At 42.3% G+C, this 23,687-nt stretch carries 26 protein-coding genes and 2 other RNA genes; 15 read left to right on the forward strand and 13 right to left on the reverse strand.

The genetic code is table 11. The annotated features are described in order from the left end of the window. Positions 1-141: 141 nt before the first annotated feature. The 3 genes from Q4486_RS12890 to Q4486_RS12900 all read left to right on the forward strand — a co-directional run bounded on the left by Q4486_RS12890 (position 142) and on the right by Q4486_RS12900 (position 1,600). Positions 142-265, forward strand: a non-coding RNA gene (locus Q4486_RS12890) — RtT sRNA. 40 nt (positions 266-305) lie between these two features. Then, positions 306-429: non-coding RNA, RtT sRNA (locus tag Q4486_RS12895), on the forward strand. Between the two features lie 235 nt (positions 430-664). Then, positions 665-1,600 carry a sensor domain-containing diguanylate cyclase gene (locus Q4486_RS12900; protein ID WP_303419022.1) on the forward strand — a complete coding sequence of 312 codons (936 nt, stop codon included), beginning with the start codon at positions 665-667 and terminating at the stop codon, positions 1,598-1,600. Positions 1,601-1,607: 7 nt separating this feature from the next. On the opposite strand, the gene greB is transcribed toward Q4486_RS12900, so the two are convergent. Continuing rightward, on the reverse strand, positions 1,608-2,117 hold the full coding sequence (greB, locus tag Q4486_RS12905) for a transcription elongation factor GreB (RefSeq protein WP_303519690.1): 510 nt from the start codon (positions 2,115-2,117) through the stop codon (positions 1,608-1,610). A 104-nt stretch (positions 2,118-2,221) separates the two neighbouring features. Between greB and Q4486_RS12910 the strand changes: the two genes are divergently transcribed. Both Q4486_RS12910 and Q4486_RS12915 read left to right on the forward strand, forming a co-directional pair. Beyond that, entirely contained in the window at positions 2,222-2,650 is a 429-nt protein-coding gene (locus tag Q4486_RS12910; RefSeq protein WP_303519692.1) for a hypothetical protein, read from the forward strand. Positions 2,651-2,898: 248 nt separating this feature from the next. Continuing rightward, positions 2,899-4,407 (forward strand): GGDEF domain-containing protein, encoded by a 1,509-nt coding sequence (locus Q4486_RS12915; RefSeq protein WP_303519693.1) that lies wholly within the window; start codon positions 2,899-2,901, stop codon positions 4,405-4,407. Between the two features lie 43 nt (positions 4,408-4,450). Here the strand turns inward: Q4486_RS12915 and Q4486_RS12920 are convergent, their stop codons facing one another. From Q4486_RS12920 to dapC, 7 genes are all read right to left on the reverse strand, one after another. Continuing rightward, positions 4,451-4,834, reverse strand: a complete 384-nt coding sequence (locus Q4486_RS12920) for a hypothetical protein (RefSeq protein WP_303419011.1) — start codon at positions 4,832-4,834, stop codon at positions 4,451-4,453. Beyond that, positions 4,827-5,099 carry a hypothetical protein gene (locus tag Q4486_RS12925; protein WP_303419008.1) on the reverse strand — a complete coding sequence of 91 codons (273 nt, stop codon included), beginning with the start codon at positions 5,097-5,099 and terminating at the stop codon, positions 4,827-4,829. Before Q4486_RS12925 ends, Q4486_RS12920 begins: the two co-directional genes overlap by 8 nt. Continuing rightward, positions 5,096-5,926: a putative RNA methyltransferase gene (locus tag Q4486_RS12930; RefSeq protein WP_303519695.1), complete on the reverse strand. Its 831-nt coding sequence runs from the start codon at positions 5,924-5,926 to the stop codon at positions 5,096-5,098. Before Q4486_RS12930 ends, Q4486_RS12925 begins: the two co-directional genes overlap by 4 nt. A gap of 13 nt (positions 5,927-5,939) precedes the next feature. Further along, the gene (gene dapE / locus Q4486_RS12935; protein ID WP_303419001.1) at positions 5,940-7,085 is read right to left on the reverse strand and encodes a succinyl-diaminopimelate desuccinylase; all 1,146 of its coding nucleotides are present in this window, start codon (positions 7,083-7,085) and stop codon (positions 5,940-5,942) included. Positions 7,086-7,228: 143 nt separating this feature from the next. Beyond that, the gene (dapD, locus tag Q4486_RS12940) at positions 7,229-8,260 is read right to left on the reverse strand and encodes a 2,3,4,5-tetrahydropyridine-2,6-dicarboxylate N-succinyltransferase (protein ID WP_303519696.1); all 1,032 of its coding nucleotides are present in this window, start codon (positions 8,258-8,260) and stop codon (positions 7,229-7,231) included. A 46-nt stretch (positions 8,261-8,306) separates the two neighbouring features. Next, positions 8,307-8,654 carry an ArsC family reductase gene (locus Q4486_RS12945; protein ID WP_303519698.1) on the reverse strand — a complete coding sequence of 116 codons (348 nt, stop codon included), beginning with the start codon at positions 8,652-8,654 and terminating at the stop codon, positions 8,307-8,309. A 14-nt stretch (positions 8,655-8,668) separates the two neighbouring features. Then, the gene (dapC, locus tag Q4486_RS12950; RefSeq protein ID WP_303519699.1) at positions 8,669-9,865 is read right to left on the reverse strand and encodes a succinyldiaminopimelate transaminase; all 1,197 of its coding nucleotides are present in this window, start codon (positions 9,863-9,865) and stop codon (positions 8,669-8,671) included. Between the two features lie 349 nt (positions 9,866-10,214). Between dapC and Q4486_RS12955 the strand changes: the two genes are divergently transcribed. After that, positions 10,215-10,496 carry a PilZ domain-containing protein gene (locus Q4486_RS12955; RefSeq protein WP_303519701.1) on the forward strand — a complete coding sequence of 94 codons (282 nt, stop codon included), beginning with the start codon at positions 10,215-10,217 and terminating at the stop codon, positions 10,494-10,496. 76 nt (positions 10,497-10,572) lie between these two features. On the opposite strand, the gene Q4486_RS12960 is transcribed toward Q4486_RS12955, so the two are convergent. Beyond that, entirely contained in the window at positions 10,573-13,737 is a 3,165-nt protein-coding gene (locus Q4486_RS12960; protein ID WP_303519703.1) for an efflux RND transporter permease subunit, read from the reverse strand. Further along, a complete protein-coding gene (locus Q4486_RS12965; protein WP_303519704.1) occupies positions 13,730-15,016 on the reverse strand; it encodes an efflux RND transporter periplasmic adaptor subunit in 1,287 nt (428 codons plus the stop codon). The genes Q4486_RS12960 and Q4486_RS12965 overlap by 8 nt, the downstream gene beginning before the upstream one ends. A 233-nt stretch (positions 15,017-15,249) precedes the next feature. Here Q4486_RS12965 and Q4486_RS12970 point away from each other — a divergent pair, with 233 nt between their 5' ends. Then, positions 15,250-16,101, forward strand: coding sequence for an alpha/beta fold hydrolase (locus Q4486_RS12970; protein ID WP_303519705.1), 852 nt, complete (start codon positions 15,250-15,252; stop codon positions 16,099-16,101). Positions 16,102-16,143: 42 nt separating this feature from the next. Further along, the gene (locus Q4486_RS12975) at positions 16,144-17,163 is read left to right on the forward strand and encodes a hypothetical protein (RefSeq protein ID WP_303418979.1); all 1,020 of its coding nucleotides are present in this window, start codon (positions 16,144-16,146) and stop codon (positions 17,161-17,163) included. A gap of 87 nt (positions 17,164-17,250) precedes the next feature. Here the strand turns inward: Q4486_RS12975 and Q4486_RS12980 are convergent, their stop codons facing one another. Further along, a complete protein-coding gene (locus Q4486_RS12980) occupies positions 17,251-17,937 on the reverse strand; it encodes a hypothetical protein (RefSeq protein ID WP_303418977.1) in 687 nt (228 codons plus the stop codon). A 299-nt stretch (positions 17,938-18,236) separates the two neighbouring features. On the opposite strand from Q4486_RS12980, the gene pdxH reads away from it, so the two are divergent. The 4 genes from pdxH (at position 18,237) to Q4486_RS13000 (ending at position 20,311) form a co-directional block, all read left to right on the forward strand. After that, entirely contained in the window at positions 18,237-18,884 is a 648-nt protein-coding gene (gene pdxH / locus Q4486_RS12985) for a pyridoxamine 5'-phosphate oxidase (RefSeq protein WP_067865802.1), read from the forward strand. Further along, entirely contained in the window at positions 18,881-19,558 is a 678-nt protein-coding gene (locus Q4486_RS12990) for an alpha/beta hydrolase (protein WP_303519706.1), read from the forward strand. Before pdxH ends, Q4486_RS12990 begins: the two co-directional genes overlap by 4 nt. Positions 19,559-19,570: 12 nt before the next feature. Beyond that, positions 19,571-20,038 carry a peptidylprolyl isomerase gene (locus Q4486_RS12995; protein ID WP_303418970.1) on the forward strand — a complete coding sequence of 156 codons (468 nt, stop codon included), beginning with the start codon at positions 19,571-19,573 and terminating at the stop codon, positions 20,036-20,038. 84 nt (positions 20,039-20,122) lie between these two features. Next, positions 20,123-20,311: a YqaE/Pmp3 family membrane protein gene (locus Q4486_RS13000; RefSeq protein WP_303418968.1), complete on the forward strand. Its 189-nt coding sequence runs from the start codon at positions 20,123-20,125 to the stop codon at positions 20,309-20,311. A 63-nt stretch (positions 20,312-20,374) separates the two neighbouring features. Here the strand turns inward: Q4486_RS13000 and Q4486_RS13005 are convergent, their stop codons facing one another. Beyond that, the gene (locus Q4486_RS13005; RefSeq protein ID WP_067865815.1) at positions 20,375-20,635 is read right to left on the reverse strand and encodes a hypothetical protein; all 261 of its coding nucleotides are present in this window, start codon (positions 20,633-20,635) and stop codon (positions 20,375-20,377) included. 578 nt (positions 20,636-21,213) lie between these two features. Here Q4486_RS13005 and Q4486_RS13010 point away from each other — a divergent pair. Together Q4486_RS13010 and Q4486_RS13015 are read left to right on the forward strand one after the other, a co-directional pair. Further along, a complete protein-coding gene (locus Q4486_RS13010) occupies positions 21,214-21,339 on the forward strand; it encodes a hypothetical protein (protein WP_269454615.1) in 126 nt (41 codons plus the stop codon). A gap of 345 nt (positions 21,340-21,684) precedes the next feature. After that, complete coding sequence (locus Q4486_RS13015; RefSeq protein ID WP_156473682.1) at positions 21,685-21,879, forward strand: hypothetical protein; 195 nt, start codon at positions 21,685-21,687, stop codon at positions 21,877-21,879. A gap of 51 nt (positions 21,880-21,930) precedes the next feature. Here the strand turns inward: Q4486_RS13015 and Q4486_RS13020 are convergent, their stop codons facing one another. Continuing rightward, a complete protein-coding gene (locus Q4486_RS13020; RefSeq protein WP_303519707.1) occupies positions 21,931-23,061 on the reverse strand; it encodes a methyltransferase in 1,131 nt (376 codons plus the stop codon). A gap of 278 nt (positions 23,062-23,339) precedes the next feature. Between Q4486_RS13020 and Q4486_RS13025 the strand changes: the two genes are divergently transcribed. Beyond that, positions 23,340-23,519: a hypothetical protein gene (locus tag Q4486_RS13025; protein WP_303418960.1), complete on the forward strand. Its 180-nt coding sequence runs from the start codon at positions 23,340-23,342 to the stop codon at positions 23,517-23,519. The last annotated feature ends 168 nt before the right edge of the window (positions 23,520-23,687 follow it).

Genomic DNA, 23,687 nt, shown 5'->3' on the forward strand with positions numbered 1-23,687 from the left:
GAGAACCGTTAAAGGTTCGATTCGCATGACGCAGTCATAAGAAAACATCGGAGCCTGCGACGATGGCCCGAAGGGCAACAGTAATCCTGTACGACCCACCACTTATAAGAATCCAGCCCTGCGCTGGTTTTTTTATGTCTGTAGAAAATACACGAGTACAGGATGAGAACCGTTAAAGGTTCGATTCGCATGACGCAGTCATAAGAAAGCATCGGAGCCTGCGACGATGGCCCGAAGGGCAATAGTCATCCTGTACGACCCACCACTTATAAGAATCCAGCCCTGCGCTGGTTTTTTTATGTCTGTAGAAAATGCACGAGTACAGGATGAGAACCGTTAAAGGTTCGATTCGCATGACGCAGTCATAAGAAAACATCGGAGCTTGCGACGATGGCCCGAAGGGCAGCAGTAATCCTGTACGGCCCACTACTAAGTATCTAATTTTGTGCTGGTTTTTATGCTTACGGTAACTGGGTCCCGAGAATGGATTTTCTATAGTGCTTATCGCTTAGTTGCTTTTTTTGGTTTATGTGTCGAGGTTATATTTTTTTAGTCTAATAGAAACCTTGTTAATTGAGCATCTCTTTATATATTTAAAAGTAATAAACTATTTGTTGATTTACGAGTCATATAGTTGTTCTAGTTGTATTTATAAGGAATGGCGATGCTTACCCCTGACCAGTGGGTGTTAGATGAGAGTGAAGGTACAGTCCCTTTAGCTAAGTGGCAAAAAACAATTGATGTTATGGCACGTGTCTTTAACGCGCCTGCAGGCTTTATTGTTCAGTATGCACCAGAAGGGTTCCAAGTCGTGATCTCAAGTGGTCAGGCATCGAATCCTTATGATGCTGGCGTGACAGTTCCTCCGGATACTAATCTTTTCTGTAAAAAAGTTGTCGAGCAGCAGGAGTTGCTCTACGTTCCTGATGCGTCAACTGACCCTTATTGGGACACTAATCCAGAGGTGAGTGACGATGGATTTTGTTCCTACCTTGGCTTGCCTGTTAAATGGCCGACAGGAGAGCCTTTTGGCACCATTTGCGTGATGGATTTTAATGCCACTGATTATCAAAAGGATTATGTTGATCTGGTGGGTGAGTTAAGAGATTTAATTGAGGCTGATCTTAAAATCCTATCGCAGTATCAAATGATTTCCAATCTTGCTATGACCGATGAGCTGACTGGGCTTTATAACCGGAGGGGGTTTTATTCCGTAGCTCAGCAATATATTGCCTTGGCCAAACGCTCGGAATTGTCGCTGGGGCTTCTGTATATGGATATGGATGGTCTTAAGAGGGTTAATGATGTCTATGGGCACCTAGCCGGTGATCAAGCGTTAAGGCGCTTAGGTAAAGCCTTGGAGGAGACGGTAAGGGAGAGTGATATCGCCGCTCGGTTATCGGGTGATGAGTTTGTGATGCTGGTTGCGATACGCAATTTTGAACAGCTGACTCAAATTGCTCAGCGAGTAGCCGACCGAATAACTAAGGACGATATTCGTGTAAGTATTGGCTCGGTATTAATGGATGATAGCGCGCAGCCATTAGAGTATTGGGTTGAGGAGGCTGATCGGCGGATGTATGAAAATAAAAATGCGTAACCGACTTTTAGGGGGTGTATCTAATCCCTACAATTTCGTAATAGACTTCACTTCCATCGGGTTTCTTTAGGCAAATTTCGTCTCCTAGCTGCTTTTTTAAAATAAGACGCGCCAATGGTGAATCTATGGAGATAAAATCAGCTTCGATGCCAATCTCATCCGGTCCTACGATGCGGTGTGTTCGTTCATTTTCAGCTTCATCCAGAAGTGTTACCCAAGCCCCAAAAAAAACCGTGTCTTGTTTCGATGGCTCCGGTGCCCGATCGACTACGACCATATCTTCGAGGCGTTTAGATAGGTAGCGAACTCGACGGTCAATTTCACGTAACTGCTTTTTCCCATAGATATATTCAGCATTTTCTGACCGATCACCTTGGGCTGCAGCCTCTTTTACCGACTGCGTAATTTCAGGCCGTTTTACTTTCCATAGATATTTCAGCTCCTCATTTAAGCGAGCGTAGCCTTCAGCGGTAATATATTTCGAGCTGCGAGGCTGTGGTGGACGCCACCTTCCCATAAATTATCCTTATTTTTTATGATTTTATAGTAAAGAATTCTAGCCTTTGGTCGATAAAATTGGGACTAGAAATCAGTATTTATTTTTACCTATTAGCGAGCAGTATGCGAACCGAGCAGATTATCAATCGAATTGAGGGCTATACCTCTACTTTGAGCCAAGCGGTTCAGAGTGGTAGTGGTGCGCAATTCTCTATGCTGCTGAGTTTGATTCATTCTAATCAAGCGCTTATTAAACCGGAGTCCACATCTGAAGGCACCGGTGACTTTAAGCTTCCTGAAGTCCAAAGTACCTACCCAGATCCAAACGAATTATATAATGCGCAAGTAACTGAAAGGTTAAATGTTGCCGTGCATGAGGGGCTGGTAGGAGATTTCGCTTACGTTAATGGTTATATCTATAGTCATAGCCATACACCTCGTCAGCAGGCTCAGGCGTCCGATGAGTATGCCAAAGTCGGTTTGATGTCGACAGGGCAGTTACTTATTGGTGAAATTGAAAGCTCTAAACAACAGATTCGAGCTGCCGCCTAAGCTATTAAGTTTCCCCGTTCGTCGTATTTAATGTCTTTTCTGTCCTTTTCTATGAGTTTTTAACTCAGGCTTTTCTATGTTCTGTTTGCAATTCTTGGTGGGAACGACAAAAGCCTGCTACCTTGTAAAGAATAGGTTTTTGAATAATCGATAAAGTTATCTTGCTTATGTTGCGGGAGTGGCTGACTTTTATCGGTTTAAATAGGATTTTTATATGAATTTCTATATATAAATTAGGCTTAGGTGTAGTGAAAAAACCGAGAACTCTAAAGTTAACTATCTTTGTGATTTTTTGTCTGATCTCTCTTATTGGTGTTAACTGGTGGGGATTCGCTTTAAATAAACACGCATCCCAAGATTGGCTTGAAACGGCAGAGTTGGAAACTTATCAAGCGACTAATACTAGTCTAAGTTGGATGTCTCTGTTTTATTCACAGCTAAGGGGGATGGCAACACTATTTTATGGGTCAGAGCTTATTACTGAAGAGGAGTTTTTTAAAGGTATAGATTTGTTGAAAGGGATCGAGGCTGAATCAATAACGCCTTTGGCTGGGATGGCTTATGTGAGCGTTATTAATGGTGACACCCCATCTATGGAGGTCGCTGTGCGTTACAGTACAGACACTGATGGCCTTTTTTCCAAAGATATAAATCTGATGACCTATCCTGCCATTGCGACAGCAGTAGAGCAGGCTTTAGTTAAGCATTCTCAGGTTGTGTTGAGTCCTATTTTTATTACGGACCAAGGGACCCGATCTGTTGTCCTCGCTTTTAGTGTTAAAAATAATAGGCACACAGGTGTTTTGCTCTCTTTAATTAATTTAAGTGGTCTTTTTGCGGACTTAAAAGTGCTTCATGTCTCGGATGGTTTAAGGCTCAGAGTTGTAGAGGATCGTTCCCAAAATGGCGAGACCCAATTTACTGAGCATTTAATGATAGGTTCTTTAAAGGCGTCGGATAGTGTTGAAAGCTTCCATTATCAGATGCGAACAGGGGATGCTCATTGGGGGTTTTACTGGGACGTTGAAGAAGGGTATAAGGGCTGGAAAAATAATATATTAGGTCTTGTTGTACATATAGGTGGTAGTGCTTTAGTTCTGTCGCTGTTCTCCATTATTGGCGCTTTGGTACGGCAAAACAGTATAGTTAATCATCAGGTTCAGGTACGTACTCGCGAGTTAGCAGAAATATCGTTGGCACTGGAAACAAGTAATGGGGAGTTGAGGGAACTTGCGAACAGGGATTCGTTAACTAATGCTTATAATCGGCGTTGCTTTATGGAGCTAGCTGAGAGTGCTTGTGCGATGAGCCGGCGTTACAATTTGCCGTTAACCATCATCATGTTGGATGTTGATTATTTTAAACGTGTAAACGATAGTTGTGGCCACGCTTTTGGTGATAGCGTTTTGCTGGAGATTGTGAACGCTTGTAATGGTGAACTGCGAGAAGTCGATAGTTTTGGGCGTATTGGCGGTGAAGAGTTTGCTATCTTGCTTCCTGAAACGAGTATGGATGCCGCTTACCTTGTGGCGGAGCGCTTACGTAGGAAGGTCGCAGAGCTTCGTTTTGAGTATAATGGTGAGTTTTTCGGTGTGACTGTTAGTATAGGTAAGGCGCACTTTTATCCTGATCAAGATGATGTTTTAAGTACGTTGCTGAAGCGTGCAGATGATGCGCTGTATGAGGCGAAAAATCGTGGCCGAAATCAGGTTGTAACTTATTCGCATGATACGGATTTGACGCTGTTAGATCGGTAAAATAATGCTTAATCTTTGTGCGAAATTGCAGCCAAAACCGGCCTTAGGTTTGCCACTGAATCTTTTCTTCTACGCCGTTTTCAATCTTCCAATATTCATCAGGATCATCACCATCTTCCCAGCTTGAAACGATGCATCGAACTTGTGTGTTTAGTGCGGTGGCTGTTGCGTGAGCGCATTCAAGATCTGTTGCCCAAGGGCTTTTGTCAGACTTTAACCAGAGGCTTGTCCATGCTTTTCCTGCAGCGCGCTCATGAATCATTGTCTCTACATCATTACCGGAGAAGCGCAAGTTAAGCTGGTGGGTTGTTCCTTTGGATGAAATATAATCTATCTTTTCTGCTTGTGATGCTAGCCATTCCTGAATCGTTTCGAACGAACAGTTTTTAATATAGATTTCGATATCAGGGTGTCGTGTACTAGTCATGTTTGTCATCGCTTATAAAACGGATAATGCGTAAAACGCTAAGGCTTATGTAGCCAATCGCTGCCAGTATGATGCCAGCCGATAGGATGATCAAGCCAATGAGTGCAAGAATCTCCTGCGATATGGAGCTTTTTAATACGAATTCTGCCGCTCCTAGAATTAACATGCCTAAAAAGAACACAACAAAACCAATGCCCAGCAGGATTAGATTTTGTTTAGGGTTATCAGCCCGTTTATAGAGCCAATGTTTAAGCTTTTTTTTCATCGCCGTGTGAAGACCCCTAGATTAACATCTAAGGTAAGCGGCAGAGTGTTTAGCTGACAGATTTTATCTTTAGCTTCTGGGGGCAAGCGTTGACTATGAGGGGTCATGGCTAATAGGGCTGTAATTTCTTTGTTGGACTCTAATTGAAAAGGGTAAGTAACTTGTTGCTTGTGGCTGAGATCGAACTGTCCACTCAATGTACTGATGGGATCAAAATGGCTCGTTTTGATCTCTTGGTAGATCAGCTGACGTAGCTCTATTAAGTGCTGTTCCCCTGGCCAAGCAAGTATTAAGGTACTTCCGGGCTTCATTGGTTTAGCAAATGCTTCAGGCATTAAACGGCTAAAAAGCACAAGTTGTAGATCTAAACTCTCTGCAGGCAAAGGAATATCTGCGCCGGATGCTACAAGCCAAGTTATGGCTTTGCTTTTTCCACTTGCGGCTTTCACTGCATGCTTTGAAATATCGAGTGCCGTTATCGATGGAGTTTTATGTGCTTGAAGTAGCGCATTTTGTAGTCGTGTTGTGTAGTAACCTTCGCCGCAGCCCATATCAAGAATCTGAGGGTGATCGACACTCGCTAACGCTTTTACGGCAAGCTTATTTATCTCATTGGATAAGGACTCATAGAACCCTAGTTCAAGAAATGTTCTACGCGCTTGTACCATCTCAGGATTGTCTCCTGGATCTTTTGAGCGTTTTTTATGGGCTAAAAGAAGATTCCAGTAGCCCTGTTTAGCTGCGTCAAAGCTGTGGTTGTTTTCACAGCGAAGGCTTTTATCCTGCAAAATGAGCAGTGATTTGCAAACAGGGCAAGTGAGTGGCATCTGAGCGGGACCTTTAAGATTGAGTTAACAGATGAGCCATGATGTTTTCATAGAGATCAGACAGTGTGTCTAAGTCTTTACAGCTAACCCGTTCATCAACTTTATGAATGGTTGCGTTAATCGGGCCTAATTCAACTACTTGAGCGCCTGTAGGGGCGATAAAACGGCCGTCAGAAGTACCGCCGGATGTAGATAGCTCTGTTTTAGTGCCTGTAACGGCTGAAATGGCCTGTTGGCAGGCTTCGACTAAGTCCCCTTCGGCGGTTAAGAAAGGATTGCCGGAAAGCACCCAATCTATATCCCATTCTAAATTGTGGCTATCAAGGATGTTACCAACACGTGTTTTTAGTTCATCAGCGGTAACTTCCGTGGAAAAGCGGAAGTTAAACATAATGTCGACATGCCCAGGTACAACATTAGTAACACCTGTACCGCCATTAATGTTTGATATTTGGAAACTAGTTGGTGGGAAAAAGTCATTTCCCTCATCCCATACTTCAGAGGCCAATGCTGCGAGTGCAGGAGCGGCCATGTGAATAGGGTTTTTAACTAAATGGGGATAGGCTACATGACCTTGTACGCCACGAACTTTCAGGGTAGCGCCTAAAGAGCCGCGACGGCCATTTTTAATTGTATCGCCGACATGAGTGGTGCTGGATGGTTCGCCAACGATGCACCATTTTATTTTTTCATTACGCGCTTCTAAATGGTCAATAACGCGAGTAGTACCGTTGATCCAAGGACCTTCTTCATCACTGGTAATCAGTAATGCGATAGAGCCTTGATGATCAGGGTGATGTTCAATAAAGCGTTCAAGTGCAGTCATAAAAGCAGCGATACTGCCTTTCATGTCGGCAGCGCCTCGGCCACAAAGCATACCTTGTTCTATAGTTGCTTCGAATGGCGGAAACTCCCAACGTTCTTCTGGACCTGAAGGTACAACATCAGTGTGGCCAGCAAAACAGAATACTGGGCCGGAATCGCCGCGTCGTGCCCAGAAGTTTTTCACATCTTCAAAAGGTAGACGTTCAATTTTAAACCCTAGCGCTTCTAATCGCTCAATCATCATATCTTGGCAGCCTGCATCCTCCGGTGTTACTGAGCGGCGGTTAATGAGGTCTTTGGCAAGTTCGATTGTTGCTGAAAGTTTCTGGGTCATAATTGTGATCCGTGTAGCCTTTTAAAATTTAGTGCTAGTAATAAGAAGTGCGCCTATGGCGCACTTCTAAATATTACCGCTTAACCACTGTCATCTATCAGTTTAGATTGTTTATACAATCAGTGATTGAATGACCGGGTTTATTAGTTGTGCTTATGCAGCTCTTCGTTCAACTCGATGGCAGATTTGTTGGTTTTAACTTCAATGCGGCCATTTTGAGAGTTACGACGGAACAATAGATCAGGCTTACCTGCTAGTTCAGCAGCTTTCACTGTGCTGACTTCGTTATTTTGGTCATCAAGGATAGTGACTTTAGAGCCTGCTGTGACATAAAGGCCTGCTTCTAAGGTGCAGCGATCGCCCATAGGTAAGCCTAGGCCAGCATTTGCGCCTAGTAGGCAGTTTTCACCCACAGAGATCACAACATTGTTACCGCCAGAAAGTGTACCCATAGTAGAACAGCCGCCGCCAAGATCGGAACCGTTGCCTACTACAACACCCGCAGAGATACGGCCTTCAATCATGCTGACGCCTAGTGTGCCTGCATTGAAGTTCACGAAACCTTCATGCATGACCGTTGTGCCTTCACCTACGTGAGCGCCTAAACGAACACGGATAGCATCGCCAATACGAATACCTGTTGGTACAACGTAATCTGTCATTTTAGGGAATTTATCTACAGAAGTAACACTTAAAATACGACCTTGGGCGCGGGCTGCAAGTTGACGCTTTGGTAGGTCATCTAAAGAGATCGCGCCTTCGCTTGTCCATGCAACGTTCGGTAGTAGACCGAAAATACCGGTTAAATTAATAGCGTGTGGTTGCACTAGACGGTGTGAAAGTAGGGTTAGTTTTAAGTAAGCTTCAGCGGTTGAAGAAGGTGCTTCATCGGTTTCCAGAATACATAAAACCAATGCTTGGCTTGTACCTTCTAAAATCTCGACAACTTCCGCTTGTGCTTCTGCATTCACTGATAAAAAGGCTGCTTCAAGATCTTTAAGTTGAGATTCTTTAATTTCAATTGCAGCATTACCACCTTGATAGCCTATTTTTTCTGCAACTGCATTTACGATGGCATCATCAGCGTTAAGTAGGGGTGCGTTGTAATAAACTTCGAGTAGTTCGCCCGCTGAGGATTTTGTTCCTACACCTAAGCCGAATGCAAAATTAGCCATGTTGATCTCCGATTCTTAAAATTTTTAAATTCGTTATTTCTGTGACTTATATGTCAAACAGAGCGGAATATTCAGTGTCTTTAAAACCTACCAAGCGAACGCTTCCTGTATCAATTAACGGTCGTTTTATCATGGCAGGGTATTCAAGCATCAAGCTAATAGCTGATGCTTCATTAATCGTGTCTTTTATCTCTTCAGGTTGTTGGCGCCATGTAGTGCCACGCTTATTAAGTAAAGTTTCCCAACCTAATTCTGATACCCAGTTTTTTAATTGGGTTTCGTCTAAACCATCTTTTCGGTAATCATGGAAGCGGTACTCTATCTGGTTGGCTTCTAGCCATTTACGCGCTTTTTTGATCGTGTCGCAGTTAGGTATGCCGTACATCGTAATCATCAATTGCCTACCTTTTATAGTGCTTCAATATAGCTACGAATACGTTGTGCTGCTTCGACGCATTCATCCATTGTTGCAACTAAGGCCATACGTACATAGCCTGCGCCGGGTACTATGTTGTCAGTTGTTCTAGATAGATAGCTGCCAGGTAGTACAGTAACGTTTTGTGATGCAAATAGGCCTTGTGCAAATTTATCATCGGCAATCGGTGTTTTTGCCCATAAGTAGAAGCTGGCTTCTGGTTTTTTTACATCCATTACTGGTTCTAAGATTTTTATAACGGCGTCGAATTTGTGTCGATACTGATCTCGGTTATCTAAAACGTGATCTTCATCGGACCATGCTTCTATAGATGCCAGTTGATGCTGAATCGGCATAGATGAACCATGATAAGTACGATAGGAGAGGAAAGGGGTTATTAATGCTGTATCTCCAGCAATAAAGCCAGATCTCAATCCTGGTAAGTTTGAGCGTTTAGATAGGCTGTGCATAACTACACAATTTTTGTAATCGTCACGACCTAGCTCGGCGCACGCCTGAAGAAGCCCTACAGGTGGTTGCTCTTCATTTAGATATATCTCTGAATAGCACTCATCAGAGGCAATAATAAAGTCATACTGGTCTGAAAGTTTGATCAGTTTTTTCAGGGTTTCTAAGTCGGTGACTGCACCCGTTGGGTTACTTGGGGAGCAGATAAATAGTAATTGGCAGCGCTGCCATACGTCGTCAGGTATTGCATCGTAATCTGGAATAAAGCCATTTTCTTCTAGGCAATTCAGATAATAAGGCTTCGCACCCGCGAGGTATGCTGAACCTTCATAGATTTGGTAGAAGGGATTAGGTGATAAAACTAATGCTTCAGGTGAACGATCTACAGCGCATTGAGTAAATGCAAAAATCGCTTCACGGGTTCCATTTACGGGTAAGACATTGTCTTCTGCGTTCAGACTACCTTCTGTAAGCTTGAAACGACGGGTGCACCAATCCGCAATGGCTTGGCGCAGTTCAGGCAAACCTTTGGTGGTTGGGTAGTTTGCTAGTTTTTCCATATTATTAATTAAACACTCTTGCACAAACGGTGGTGAAGGGTGTTTAGGCTCACCAATAGACAACGCAATATGATCTAAATCAGCCGGTGGAGTCACTTCTGCCTTTAGTGCAGTGAGTTTTTCGAAAGGATAAGGCTGTAGCAGGCTAAGGTCGCGATTCATACTGATCCTTGAGTTCCTATGTGGGCGATAGATGAAAATGGAAATACAGAAAATAGGGGCGAAATTATACCTTAACTATCCCGAATCTGCGAATAGACGACGTTATATTAGTTTAACTAAATGCCGCGTATTGAACGCTATTTTTTGAAAAGGTTTCTATGTTCTCTGCCCTTTATAGGGAGCACTGATTTTAACTTTGATTTATAAGATCTTTTGCCTAACTTATAAAAAACACTATGCTGCAATATGAAGATAAATATAGGTTGGTTTTTGTTACTGAATGGTGATGTTTTATGTGTAACTTAGGTCAGTATATTTTTTCGACTTTTATAAAGGCATTGTTATGTATGTGGATAGACGAACTTACCCTCGAATAGATACGGATCTGCCAGCTGAAGTGCAGATGTTTGCTGGATCTAGTATTGACGTTAGGTTGATAAATCTTAGTTTGGGAGGGATGTTAGTTGAAGGCGGTAAGGAGGTAGAGTTACTGCGGCCACTGGTTGATGGTGCTCCTTTGGAGTTATCCCTGCATTTTGGCCTGAATCAGAACCTTTACACTGTCATTGTCGAGTGGTTTATCAGCGTCGACAATCCCAAGGCTGTATACAGTTGGGATTGTCCTTGTTGAGTATCGATGATAGAGCCTTAGCGTTACTTCAACAGTATATTTCTGAACAGTTAACTTAATGGATATATAACCAGATTTATCCTCCTAGCTCTGGCTTATCTGCTGTGACCGGTGTGTTGTGATCTTTCATATTTAATCTGCCACGTGTTGATTCAATAATGGTTAGGGTTGCAGGGACAAATAACAGGATCAGCGCAGTACCGTAAGCTAAGCCGAAGACAATGGACACCGCCATAGGAATTAGAAACTGCGCTTGTAGCGAGGTTTCAAATAAGATGGGAGTGAGTCCAGCTATAGTGGTGAGTGATGTTAATAGTACGGCCCGTAAACGTTGACAAGCTGCTTCAACCAACGCCTCTTTGATGGCGACCCCTTTTTTGCGCAAGCCCTGATAAAAAGTGACTAATACGATGGAGTCGTTGATCACAATACCGGAGAGACCAAAAAAGCCAAATAGGGACAGGATTGTCATACTCATCCCCATAAAAGCATGACCAAGAATAGCGCCAGTCAGGCCTAGAGGGATAGCAAGCATTACAGAAATAGGCCAACTGTATGAGGAGAAGACCCAAGCTAAGATTATGAAAATTAATGTTAAAGCTAGCATTAAACCTAGTTTCATATCATCTAAGGTTTCTCGCTGGCTTTTGTTTTTACCTTCGAAGCTTGCAGAAACACCGTACTGAGCAAGTATCTGATCAAGTTTGTTGGATTTTAGATCGGTGATGATCTCATCCGCATTAGCAATGGCTTCATCTAAATCCGCTGTTACTTTAATGGATAGTTGGCCATCGACACGGGTTAACGTATCTAACCCTTGTTTGGCTCGGAAGCTTACAACATTACTCAGTGGTGTCGTGCCTCCATCCGGTAGTACAACGGGGAGTTGTTCAATAATACTAAGGCGATCTCTTTCCTCTTCTGGTAGCTGAATGCGTACTTCTATTTCGTCTTGGCCTTGATAGAAGTTTTGCACTTCTAAACCATCAAATGCTGCACGTAGTTGGCGGCCTACCGCATCTAAGGTCAACCCTGCGGTTTTACCGGCGGGGGTTAGTTCGTAGATTAGTTGTGATTTGCCATAAGGCAGGTCATCGTCAATATTACTTAAACCTACATAGCTTTTTAACAGTGACTGAAGATCCAAAGAGGCTTGCTTTATATCGTGGATATCATTGCCTGCGAGTTTGACCTCGATAGGTTTTCCAGGAGGTCCACTTGTTGCCACATCAATGGTGAACTTTTCAATGCCGGCGGGGACGGTGATCCGTTTGCGCCACTCTCGGTTAAATTCTGTGGTGCTGATTTGACGATCGTCGCCGGGCTGTAATTCGACTAATAATGAGCCAAATTCGTCGCCACTATTACCTGATTGTGACGTGCGCGAGAATGAGGCGCTACGTAAACGCTGAAAAGCAACTTTAATATTATCACCACCAAGTTCTTTGTCTGTTTCTTGCAAGGTGATATCCAAATGGCGGACAAATTTATCTACCGTTGCTGAGTCTGTTCCTGCGCTGAACTGCACGTTGGCTGTCATTGTGTCGCGTTCAACCGCAGGGAAAAAAGTGAATTTGACCTTACCACCAAGAATCAGTGCTATGGCTAAAATAAACATTCCTAGTGCGGTTGCTATGGTTGTCCAGCGGAACTCTACCGCTTTAGTAACGAGTCTCCTAAAAGGTCCATCTTTAAATTTGTTAAAACCGTTGTCTAGTCGAACACGTAGTTTGGATGGATGTAAATCTTTTATGTTCTTAATACTGTGGTGAAGATGGCCAGGTAGAATGAGAAAGCATTCAACTAATGAGGCTAAAATAACGCAGATGACTACGGTGGGTATATCTATAAGGATGTTCCCAATAGTCCCACCAATCATTAGTAAAGGTAAAAAGGCGGCTATAGTGGTCAAGGATGAGGCCATTACAGGGGCGAGCATGCGATGTGCTCCACCAATGGCGGCGTTTAATCCACTTTCTCCCATTTGGACATGAGTTAAGGTGTCCTCACCTACAACAATAGCGTCATCAACGATAATACCTAACGCCATAATCAACCCAAATAGGCTGATCATATTAATGCTCCCACCAATGGCATAAAGTACCGCTAAGGTAGCCATAAATGAAACCGGAATACCAATAGTGACCCAAAAGGCAACGCGGGCATTGAGGAAGAGGAAAAGGATGCAAATAACTAAGATTAAACCGCTAATACCGTTTTTTAAGAGAAGGTTGATACGTTGTTTGACCGGTTGCCACTGTTCATCATAGGCGATCATTTGTATATCAGCGGGTAGTGTAGGGCGCGTTTTTTCTAACCAATTATTGAGGATTTCTGCAGATTTAAGGGTGTCTTGGGTTTCTGTGCGGCGAAGCTGTAACATCGCTGCAGGTTCGCCTTGATATTGCAGTAGTACTTGACTGTCTTTGGCTTTTAACGAGATCTCGGCAATATCGCCTAGACGGATTAAACGTCCGTCTTTATCAGTAATAATGGGAAGCTGTCGAAAACCCTCTACATCGCGTTGTTGATTTAAACTGCGTATTTGCCGTGAACCATCGCCTTTCGCTGCGGTGCCTGCCGGCAGATCTAAACTTCTTAATTTTATGCTCTCAGCGACTTGCCCCATGGTCATATCCAGCTCATGTAATTGAGCTGCCGGAAACTCGATGCTGATCTGTTGGTCAGGTAGGCCGATAAAATCTATCTTGTTAATACCTAGTGCTAAAAGCTCCTGTTCAAAGCGGTGTGCAAAGGTTCGTAACTCCTCTAATGTGCCTTTTTTACTGCTAAGAATTAAGCTAGCAATTTGCTCGTAGCGAATAACACGCTGAACTAAAGGCTCCTCAATATCACTAGGTAATTCATTACGAACACTATCTATTTTCTGTTTGACTTCATCTAACAGAAAATCAACGTCGGTGTCTTCATCAACCTCGATACGAATAGATGCGGAGCTTTGTTGAGCCGTGGAATAGAGGGTATCTATGCCAGTAAGAGATTTAAGTTCCTCTTCGATGGGTAAAATAATAGAGCTGGCAATATCCTCAGCAGCGGCACCACTCCAGATGACTTGTACTGTTATTACATCTAGCTCAAAGGTAGGAAAGAACTGAGTATTAAGCTTTTTTATGCCCCAAGCGCCCGCCAATATCATTAGCAGCATAAATAAGTTGGCAGCTACTCTATGGGCTGCGAAAGAGGCGGTTATATTTTGCAGCGAACCTTCATACTTACTCATCTTTTAGCCCCTCAGTTTCAGGGGAGGTAAACTCTTTAACGCGTAAACCGGTAATCGCATTGGGTAGCTGTGTTGTTACTATAGAATCCCCTGGGTGAAGGTCAGGACTGGTAATTAGAACCATGGGATTGTTGTCTGTGTCAGTGCTATCCCCAATACGTTCGACTTGAACCGATACTAAACGCTCGTCCACGACCTTATATACCTTATTTAAACCATAGAGCGCGGTAGGGGGAACGGGAATGACTTCATTAGTTGCAGGGAGTGTGACATTAATAGCCAAAGAGCGACCTAACTCCGGTTGATAATCCTGTTTTTTTATACTAAAAAAAACGTCAACCCCTGCACGTCCACTATTAACTGCCGCGGCAATACGTTCTAGATTTAGCTCAATGGTGCGATTGTCGATCGTGCCGATGGCAGCAATCTCTTGTAATGAGTTTTTATTTCTCAATAAAGGAAGAATACGGTTAGGAATTTGTGCACGGACCTCTAAGCGATCTAAACTATAAAGCTCAACAATAGGGTCCCCTTCACGAACGCGATCCCCCGGGGATACACTTAAACTGGCTACTCGGCCACTAAAAGGCGCGTGGATTTTGGTGCGCGAAAGGTCTAGTTTAGCTGCGTCTAAAAGACTCGTTGTACGCATGAGTTGGGATTCTAATTGACGTAAACGATTTGGATGGTCCGCTATTGATTGTTCCCGTTGAGCAATAGATAAAGCTTGCTGTTGATAATCACGACGGGCTGAATCCAGTAGTTCTTGGCTTGTTAGTTTGCGTTTGATTAGATTTTCATAGCGTTGAACGGTTTTGAGGCGTAGTTGCTGTAAGTTCTTTTCTATTTTCAGAGATTTAAGATCGGCGTTGTGACGTACCTTTTCAGTCTCAATCTGAGCGATAGTATTATCAACATCAGCTTGTCGCTGTTGTACTAGTAATTGTGCATCACTATCGTCAAGTTGGACCAGAGGTTCATTTGGGTTAATAGCACGTCCTTCATCGGTATAAACTTCTTTGACAAATGCAGTGACTGCTGCGGTTATTTTACTGACACGTGGGGATTCTACTTTGCCATAAAGTGTAAGTACGGGTTTATGGAGCCCAAACGCTGCGGGCACTGTACTTATGCTCCATATCTTTTCCGTCGTAGGGCGGGAGGGTGCTTGAGGCTTGGTCATCATCAGGAAAGCGAACACGGCAATGGCGGCCCCAATAATAAGTAGAGGTAGAATCCATTTTAAGTGGGTGTTTTGTTTTACTTTCACTTCGGTCATGTCATTTCCGTATTCAGGCAGTAAGCATGTTTATTATGTGAACGGGCTAATATTAGCCGAACCCTATATTAATGATCATTTATCGTTTCGTATATCTACAATCTTTGAAACCATGTACTTAGTATCGATGTTTATGGAATAGTTAGTAAGACCACCGAATATTGTGATTGTTCACGTTGCCGCTTTAGATTGTGCTAACGTGCTATTAATTATGACCATGAAAAGGAGTTTGTATGCATACTGATAGTGTACGCTGCTTAAACGCAACTGGATTTCACAATATGGTATATCACGAATGGGGTAGTCGTGATAATGCTCGTGTGCTTGTGTGTGTGCATGGATTAGCGCGTAATAGCCGTGATTTTGATGAGTTGGCTTTAGCCCTGTCTCGCGAATATCGAGTGATCTGCCCTGATATTGTTGGGCGAGGAGCAAGCGATTGGCTACCTTCAGGTCAACCTTATGATATTCCCCAGTATTTAAGTGATATGACGACTCTACTGGCCCGTCTAAATGTAGATACAGTGGATTGGGTTGGGACATCGATGGGTGGGATTATCGGGATCTGTTTAGCGGCCCTGCCTGATTCCCCGATTAAACATTTAGTGCTGAATGATATTGGCGCTTTTGTACCAGCTACTGCGTTACAGCGTATTGCCGAATACCTAGGTGATAAGCATTTTCAAAGCTTGTCGGATGTTGAGCAGTATATGCGTAGCACCTATCTGTCATTTAACAATCTAACTGATAAGCAGTGGCGTCATCTAGCAAAGTATGGCTCACGTTTACAGAGTAATGGTGAATATGCCTTGCACTATGATCCCGCGATCGCTGAAGCCGCCAAGCATAGTTGTAGTGATGATGTTGACCTTTGGCCTTTTTGGTCGGCTATTAAAATCCCTCAGTTATTAATCTGGGGTGAGGAATCGGATGTGTTGCCAGAACAGACGGTACGAGACATGCAGGCGAATGATCAATTGGAGTTATTCACTATACCTGAGATAGGGCACGTTCCCTCTTTGATGGAGCGCCCACAGATTGAAAAAGTTAAGATGTGGTTACGTGAACAACATAGACATAATTAAAGCACTGCCTACTATATTTGAGCGGACTATAAAGGAGTTTAGATGAGCGTACTAACACGTTGGCCACAAGATCAGCTTTGTTTAAGTGACCAAGAGCGTAAAGATGCAGTGGATGCAGTAGAAAAAGCTTTTGCCTCAACGCTTGAGTCCTTGAAAGTGGATATTGGGCTAGTCGATATGTTTGAAGCGATTTATGTTCCTCTAGGAGCATGGTTAGCTTGTAGGAAACGACAGAAAACAGGCCCGCTTGTCATCGGTATAAACGGAGCGCAAGGGGCGGGAAAATCAACCCTATTTAATTTACTGGAAGTGATTCTTACTGAAGGTTTTAATTTTAAAGTTGTTGGTTTCTCTATAGATGATCTCTATAAAACCTATGATGAGCGCGTTGAGCTGTCGGAAACCGTACACCCTCTATTACGCACAAGAGGGGTGCCTGGCACTCATGATGTTGAGTTGGGAATAGAGATTCTTAATTCGTTAAAAAATAGTGATGAGCATACCGTCACTAAGATTCCCGTTTTTGATAAATCTACAGATGACCGTTGCCAAGCAGCGGTTTGGCAAGAGTGGGTCGGGCCTGCTGATATTATCGTCTTTGAAGGATGGTGTGTCGGTGCGGATCCGCAAAAACCGGATGCTTTATTAGAACCGATTAATGAGCTTGAAAGGGATAAAGACCCCAGTGGTTTATGGCGTGATTATGTTAATGCGCAACTATCCGGTGTTTATCAAGATCTTTTCTCCATGATAGAGGTGCTTATTATGTTAAAAGTACCGAGCATGGATGCGGTTTTTGAGTGGCGTTCACTACAAGAGAAAAAGCTAGCGGAGCGAGTCAAATATATTTATGACACTCAACAGCCAACCGAGCATTTGCGGATTATGAATGAAGAGCAAATTAAGAGCTTTATTCAGCACTACGAGAGGTTGACTCGGCATATGTTGGAAGAGATGCCAGATCGTGCCGATATATCCCTATTTTTGAATAAAAACCATAAGATTTCAGAGATAAGGATTAACAGCCCACTCAAACATTGTGGGTTAAAATCTAATAGCTAAGCTTTCCATGAATCGGTGTGGAAGGCTTAGCCTTTCAGCTAAATAATAGGCTAGCGCTTGGTAAAAAAGCGCTATGCTTACTGCTCGCTAAATAGGTAAAAATGTCATAGATGCCGCACCTTGAACAACGCGGTTAATCGTTCGGCTAGTTTTATCTGCAATAATATCCGCCATAAGATCTTGAATACCTATAAGTTTACCTAGGATTCTCTCGTAGCTGTAATTGCTGATCCCTTCTGATGAGATGCCGTTACTTAATATATAGAGTTGCCCAGATGGGTCTTTGCGGTTATTCAGATGCCAAGCGATAGATTCGAGGTTGCGTGCTGAGTTATAAAGCTTCTGTTGGTCTAGATCGTCTAAGATAAAAATCTCTTTCTTCCCATCATAAGCGGCATGAAGCATGCCTGTAATGCCTGCCATTAACGCAAAGACACGATCACCTTCAAACTCATCAGAGAAGGCTAAAGGCACCGCTGTAATGCCATCAGAGTAATTAAGTTCAGCGAACCCATTGGGAAGTCGTTCTGTTGGGAAAAGCTGCTCTAAACGCATGCTAAGGGTCATGCCTTCAACTTTCCTAAGCTCCTTTGGGTTACGTTTGTAGAGTTTGATCGTGAGTTCTTTTGTCAGTTTATGCCATTCTTTGATATTAACGTCTGCAACCATATCGATGTCAGATTTAGCTAAGTTTTTGACCTCGAACGGCTTTGCATTTTTATCTAAACAGCCAGTAATTAGAAATAACGAAATAATAACTAAAATAAAACGCATAAATTCCCTTAATGATGCGTAGCGGGTGACAATAGCAACTATATAGGTAATGTTGAATAAGGTACAAGCTAACAAGGAATAAGAACATATAAACATGCGTGTATGTTTGAATATAAAAAAGTTTGGCTGGCCAGAGCAGACAATCTTTGTATGAAGGTGTAAGGACTGAGCTTGCCCTATCTACTCGGAATGATTAAACGGGCTGGTGGCTATTTTTATCGCTCTTATTTGCTGCGGTCCTTAATGATATAGTTCGCTTTATTTTTTACTGAACATAGACATTAACTTGAGACATATTTATGAAAGCGAAAGGTGATCTCACCACTACCCGTCGAGAATATATAGCTGCCCCTCTCAGTGAAGCAGGATTAAATATAGACCCTCTAGTTCAGTTTTCTGAATGGATGGATACAGCACTCTCAGTCACACCTGATGATGCCACTTCCATGACCTTAGCGACGGCTAATTCATCGGGTATGCCCTCAGCACGTATCGTATTGTTAAAACATTTTGGTGAAGAGGGGTTTGCCTGGTACACGGACTATCGTAGCCAGAAGGGCGCTGACCTAGCGGAAAACCCTCAAGCGGAATTGATGTTTTACTGGTACGGTTTAGAGCGACAGGTCCGAATTCAAGGCAGAGTAGAAAAACTATCGCTTTCTCAGGGAAAGAAATACTTTGAGGAACGTCCTCTTGGAAGCCGTTTAAGCGCAGCGGCTTCTTGTCAAAGCCATCCTATTGCCAGTAGAGAAGAATTAGAGCTGGCTGTGCAGCGTTTAGAGCAACAACACCAAGATGGACAGATCCCTCATCCTGAAGAGTGGGGAGGATATATTTTAAAACCTACGCGGTTTGAGTTTTGGCAAGGTCGAGAAAGTCGACTACATGATCGTTTTCAATTTAATCTGACCGAGAGCGGTTGGCAGATACAGAGGTTGCAACCATGAGTAGCGAAACTGAAGCGACCTTAGTTCGCGTTGAACCAGAATCTACGCCTAGTGCTTGTATTATTTGGTTGCATGGATTGGGTGCCGATGGCTACGATTTTGAACCGATAATACCTTACTTAAAGCTCCCTAAATCGAGTGCGGTACGTTTTTTATTTCCCCATGCAGAGGTGATGCCTGTAACGGTTAATGGCGGAGCACCGATGCGGGCATGGTACGATATTTTAGAAATGAATGTAGGCCGTAAAGTGGATAAGCCTACATTGATTGCATCTAGCGAGAGGATACAGCGCCTGATCGATGAGCAGATTGCTGAAGGCATTCCTGCGGATAAGATTCTTTTAGCCGGTTTTTCACAAGGTGGTGCAGTTGCCTATCATGCCGCTTTAACATATCCCAAATCCTTGGCTGGTTTAGTTGCTTTGTCTACTTATATGGCGACAGCTGAGGAAATTAAACTACAGCGCCAATCGAGTAATTATCAAATTCCTATTTGGGTTGCTCATGGTGAGCGAGATGAAGTTGTTCAGCTTGCGCTTGGCGAGCAAGCGCTGACCACATTAAAGGGCATGAATTATAACGCGTTATGGACTACTTACCCTATGGGGCATGAAGTCGTGATGGAAGAGATCGAAGCCTTAGGTTGCTGGATGGCTCAGCAGCTTAAGCTTTAAGTCGGAGAATGTATGAAGATTGCGAATAATAAAGTTGTTAAGTTTCATTATGCCTTGGTTAATGCTGATGGCGAAGTATTAGATGGCTCCCGTGGGGGCGAACCTTTGCCTTATCTACATGGACATAAAAACATTGTGCCGGGTTTAGAACAGGCCATGTTGGGTCATAGTGTCGGTGATAAATTCAAGATTAAGGTGTCACCTGAGCAAGGCTATGGGCTGCGTGATGAAGACAAAGTCTCATTGGTTGAGCGTGCGTCTTTCGAGGGGTTCACTGAATTAGCTGAAGGCATGGTTTGTCAGATGGAGGATGAGCAGGGTGATCTTCAGCTTGTCTCAATTACCAAAATTGATGAAGAGGAGGTGACGGTTGATGCGAATCATCCTTTTGCCGGTCTTGAACTCAATTTTGATGTGGAAATTATGGACATCAGAGATGCAACAGAAGATGAGCTGTCTGCCGGACGTATTGAACTGTAAGCTTTTTAAAGTTAATAATCTTTTAAATACAGACGTACGCAGTAGCGATTACCTTCAAGCTACCGTAAATATTTGGAAATTATCATGCGTTTAATTTTAGCTTTACTTATACCTTGGTTACAGTTTTTCACTATTGGTCGTCCAATTGCCGGCATTATCTGTTTGATTTTACAGATCACAATTGTCGGTTGGATTCCTGCCGCTATTTGGTCAGTGTATGCACTAAGCCAGTATAAAACTGATCAGAAAATTAAGGATGCATTAGATCGATAGTATTGCTTTGCTATCGATTCTTACTCCTAGCTAAGCCGTTGAATAAACGGCTTTTTTATATCTTTATTTTACTTTTTCCTGCCATTCTAAATCCCCTATTTGAACTTTTAACCACTCAAATCCTATCTTCTTAGCAACGGCAGCTGCGCCATCTAAGCTTTTAAATTCACGTTCCTTTTTTGAACGCTGTAATTCAAGTGTAAACACCTCTTCATGTTTAGTGACAAATTTTAGTGTCCAGCCCCGTGCCATAGAGATCGGTATTGCTTGGCAAGAATCAAATACACCCGCTTTAAAAAGAAGTCTTATTTCTTTCTCTTGCATAATCATATTCCTTATTTAAATTATCTTAAACTAATAATGATAATTATAAATCAAGTTTTGAATATAACCAAATTTTTAGTTGATTTGTTTGTTGTCTAACTAATTGAAAAATAAGGATAAAATAAATTATTTCTAGGTTTTAAAAGGGGTGTATTTGTTGTTTGTAACTAATTGAAATAAAAGGATATTTTTTTATTTGTCATCTTGAAATATTTTAATCATATTTTTATTTAAAATGATTGAAATTTGATTAAGGATTATTGTTATTTATTTTTGATTTGTTGCCAAGCTGTTTTGCTATTCAGTACCTGGTTATCTTATGGAGAAGCTTTCGAAGGTTGGGCGTGTGAGAAGTGTCGCTGTTGATTTGCAGCATTATCTGGGATCGGTAGGTCAGAAAGAACTGCTAGGCACTTGGGGTAAAAGACCTAATAAATTGAACTAGATCAATAAAACGCTAAGCAAGTATTAAACGGGAGGGGCTTTCTTGAGCTGTATCAATATTTGCTAATGTGTAAAGGGGTAACCTCCTTTACCAGAGCAGTAAAAAATTACGAACAAATCGTGGGGGTATCGTGATGGTTGATGTATATAGTATGGAAGTGTTGGTTCCTAGCTTGTTGATGATTGGTGTAATGAGCGCCGCTATGACTTGGGGTTTTTTTAAAGTTCGCGGCTTGATGAACGAAGATAAAAAGAAGTAAGCGGATACTATTGGGGTTGTTGTCACCTTCCTCGATTCGGTAGAGAGTTCTCTTACTACAGCAAAAGAAGATCACTTTGGTGGTCTTTTTTTGTTTTTGTCATATGTCTATTTAGTTTGTATATCCCTGCATGCTTATTAAACCTTAGGCTAAATGCTGTTTATAGCTTAAGCGTATTGTGTACACTTATCCTTGATTTATATAAGTGAAATGACCAAATTTAATGAGAGGTCAGCACTTGTACATTTCTGAAATAATAAGTCCTTTACAAGCAAGAGGTTCTTCAAACTGCTTCTTGCGTGATAAATGAGAGGTTTTCGCATTTTGAGCAAAAAGGAGACGATGGTGAATAACAGTAGAGAAAGAGGCTTTTATAAAGTCCGTTATGGTAAGCGTTGGATTGCCGCCTATTGGTGTGGTGAATTATGGGGTTTACCGGATGAGATGAAACCAGGGGAAGAGGGATGGGAGGCTGTACTTGATCAGCAACCCGATGAAGTTGGGGAGTTCATCCCTATGCCGCTGACCTTAAGTAGCTGATAGTCAATGGTTGGGTCGGTAGATGCTCTATCGACCCCATATTGTTATATCTTATTTAGTGGCTCTAAGAATTATAAATTTTCTATTACTGGCTACGGTTGTACAGTTACCAAATATTTTCTTAAGTGAAAGATGATAACCAAGATGGCGATTGCCAATAACCCAGAGCTCTCCACCTTTTTTTAGTACAGCGTAAGATTCATGGAACATCTGCTGTGCTATAAAGTCACCGACAACATTCTGCTGATGGAACGGGGGGTTGTTGAGTACTAGATCAAAACTATTCTTAGTTAAACCCTGTAAACAATCAGTCGGTGTAAATATCGCTGTGCGTTCAGGCCCGAATGCATGGGTAAAATTTATTTTAGCTGAATCTACAGCCATAAATGATTCATCTACAAAGTTGATTACCGCCTTAGGGTTTTTCTCCGCAGCAATTAATCCGACGACACCGTTTCCGCAGCCTAAATCAACAATCGTTTCATATTTATCGGTGGCAGGTAGGTGCTGTAGGAAAAAGCGAGTCCCTATATCCAAGCTATCTCTAGAGAATACGGCTGCGTGATTACTAATTTGATACTGCGTTCCTTCAAGTTTGTAAGTTGAAGGGTATGGCGAATTGGTGATCTCAAGTGATTTATCTATAGCGGGAAAGATTAAACGAGCTTTCTTTTTAGCTAAAGATGTCTTAGTAGGACCGATAATTTTTTCGAACAATTTTAATGTCGATGTATGAATTGCTTTAGTCATCGCTCCCGCAATAAGAGTGCTCTCTTGTGTTAAAAGAGGTTTTAACCTGATGAGCTGATCTTCCAACATAGCTAAGCTTTTGGGTACTTTGATAAGGACTATGTCAAATGTCTGTTTGGGGTAATTAAGGCTCGTATGAAGGGTTATATCTTCTTGGCTGATTCGGTTGTCCGTTTGGTTTTCCTTAGTGCCCGCATGGGCCAACCAAGAGTCGCTTATGGATTCTGGATGGAATTGATGTAGTGATATAGCCAGCGCGCCAAACTGATCATTAACGATGAGTATCTTTGAGTGCTTATTGATTAATTCATTTTCGCTAAGATGCTGAAGAATATATTCATCCGCTGCGTCCCAGGCTCTAAGTTGCTCTTTTCTTCGGCGAGGAAAGCGTGATAGTTGGAACTCTCCAAAGGCGCTACTAAGTGTTTCCATCTCTTTTTACCGACTCCGGATCTTAAATGAACGCGATTTTACCACAAGCTCCTAGGCAAATGCCGCCTAGAAATTAAAGAGGATTATGGGTCCCTTTAGATTGACCTATGTATAGAAGGTGAGTTGCTTTTATATGTTTCATTTTCATGAAAATTTTCATAATCATTTGATCCTGACGGTTAAAACCTATATAAATATGTATATACATTCGATGTGCGTTGGGTATGCGTTGTATTTGCTGTATTCTTCCTATCAGAAGATATTTGAGGTCGCACAGTATGACTGAAAAAAAGAAGACGAAAGCGAAGAAAAAAAACAGCCAATTAGTAATTCGTATTAATGGTGAGCAACGAGATGAGTTTGTTTCGCTGTGTGATGAATTAGATACAAGCGCTGCACGTGAGATACGTCGTTTTATACGTGGTTTTCTAGAAGAGCATGAGCAAAAAGAAGAGTGATAATTATCACTGGATGATTGCTGTGTTCATATTTAATTATTCCAATGGAGATTTATATAATGGCTAAAGTAAAAGCAAAAACAGTTAAAAAAGAGATCAAAGCACGTAAAGCTAAAATTGCTAAGCACGAAGGTAAGCTTAAAGGGCTTAAAAAATTGCTTAAAAAAG

Origin of the sequence: Neptuniibacter sp. 2_MG-2023 (assembly GCF_030547495.1) — a bacterium.
Lineage (GTDB): Bacteria > Pseudomonadota > Gammaproteobacteria > Pseudomonadales > Balneatricaceae > Neptuniibacter.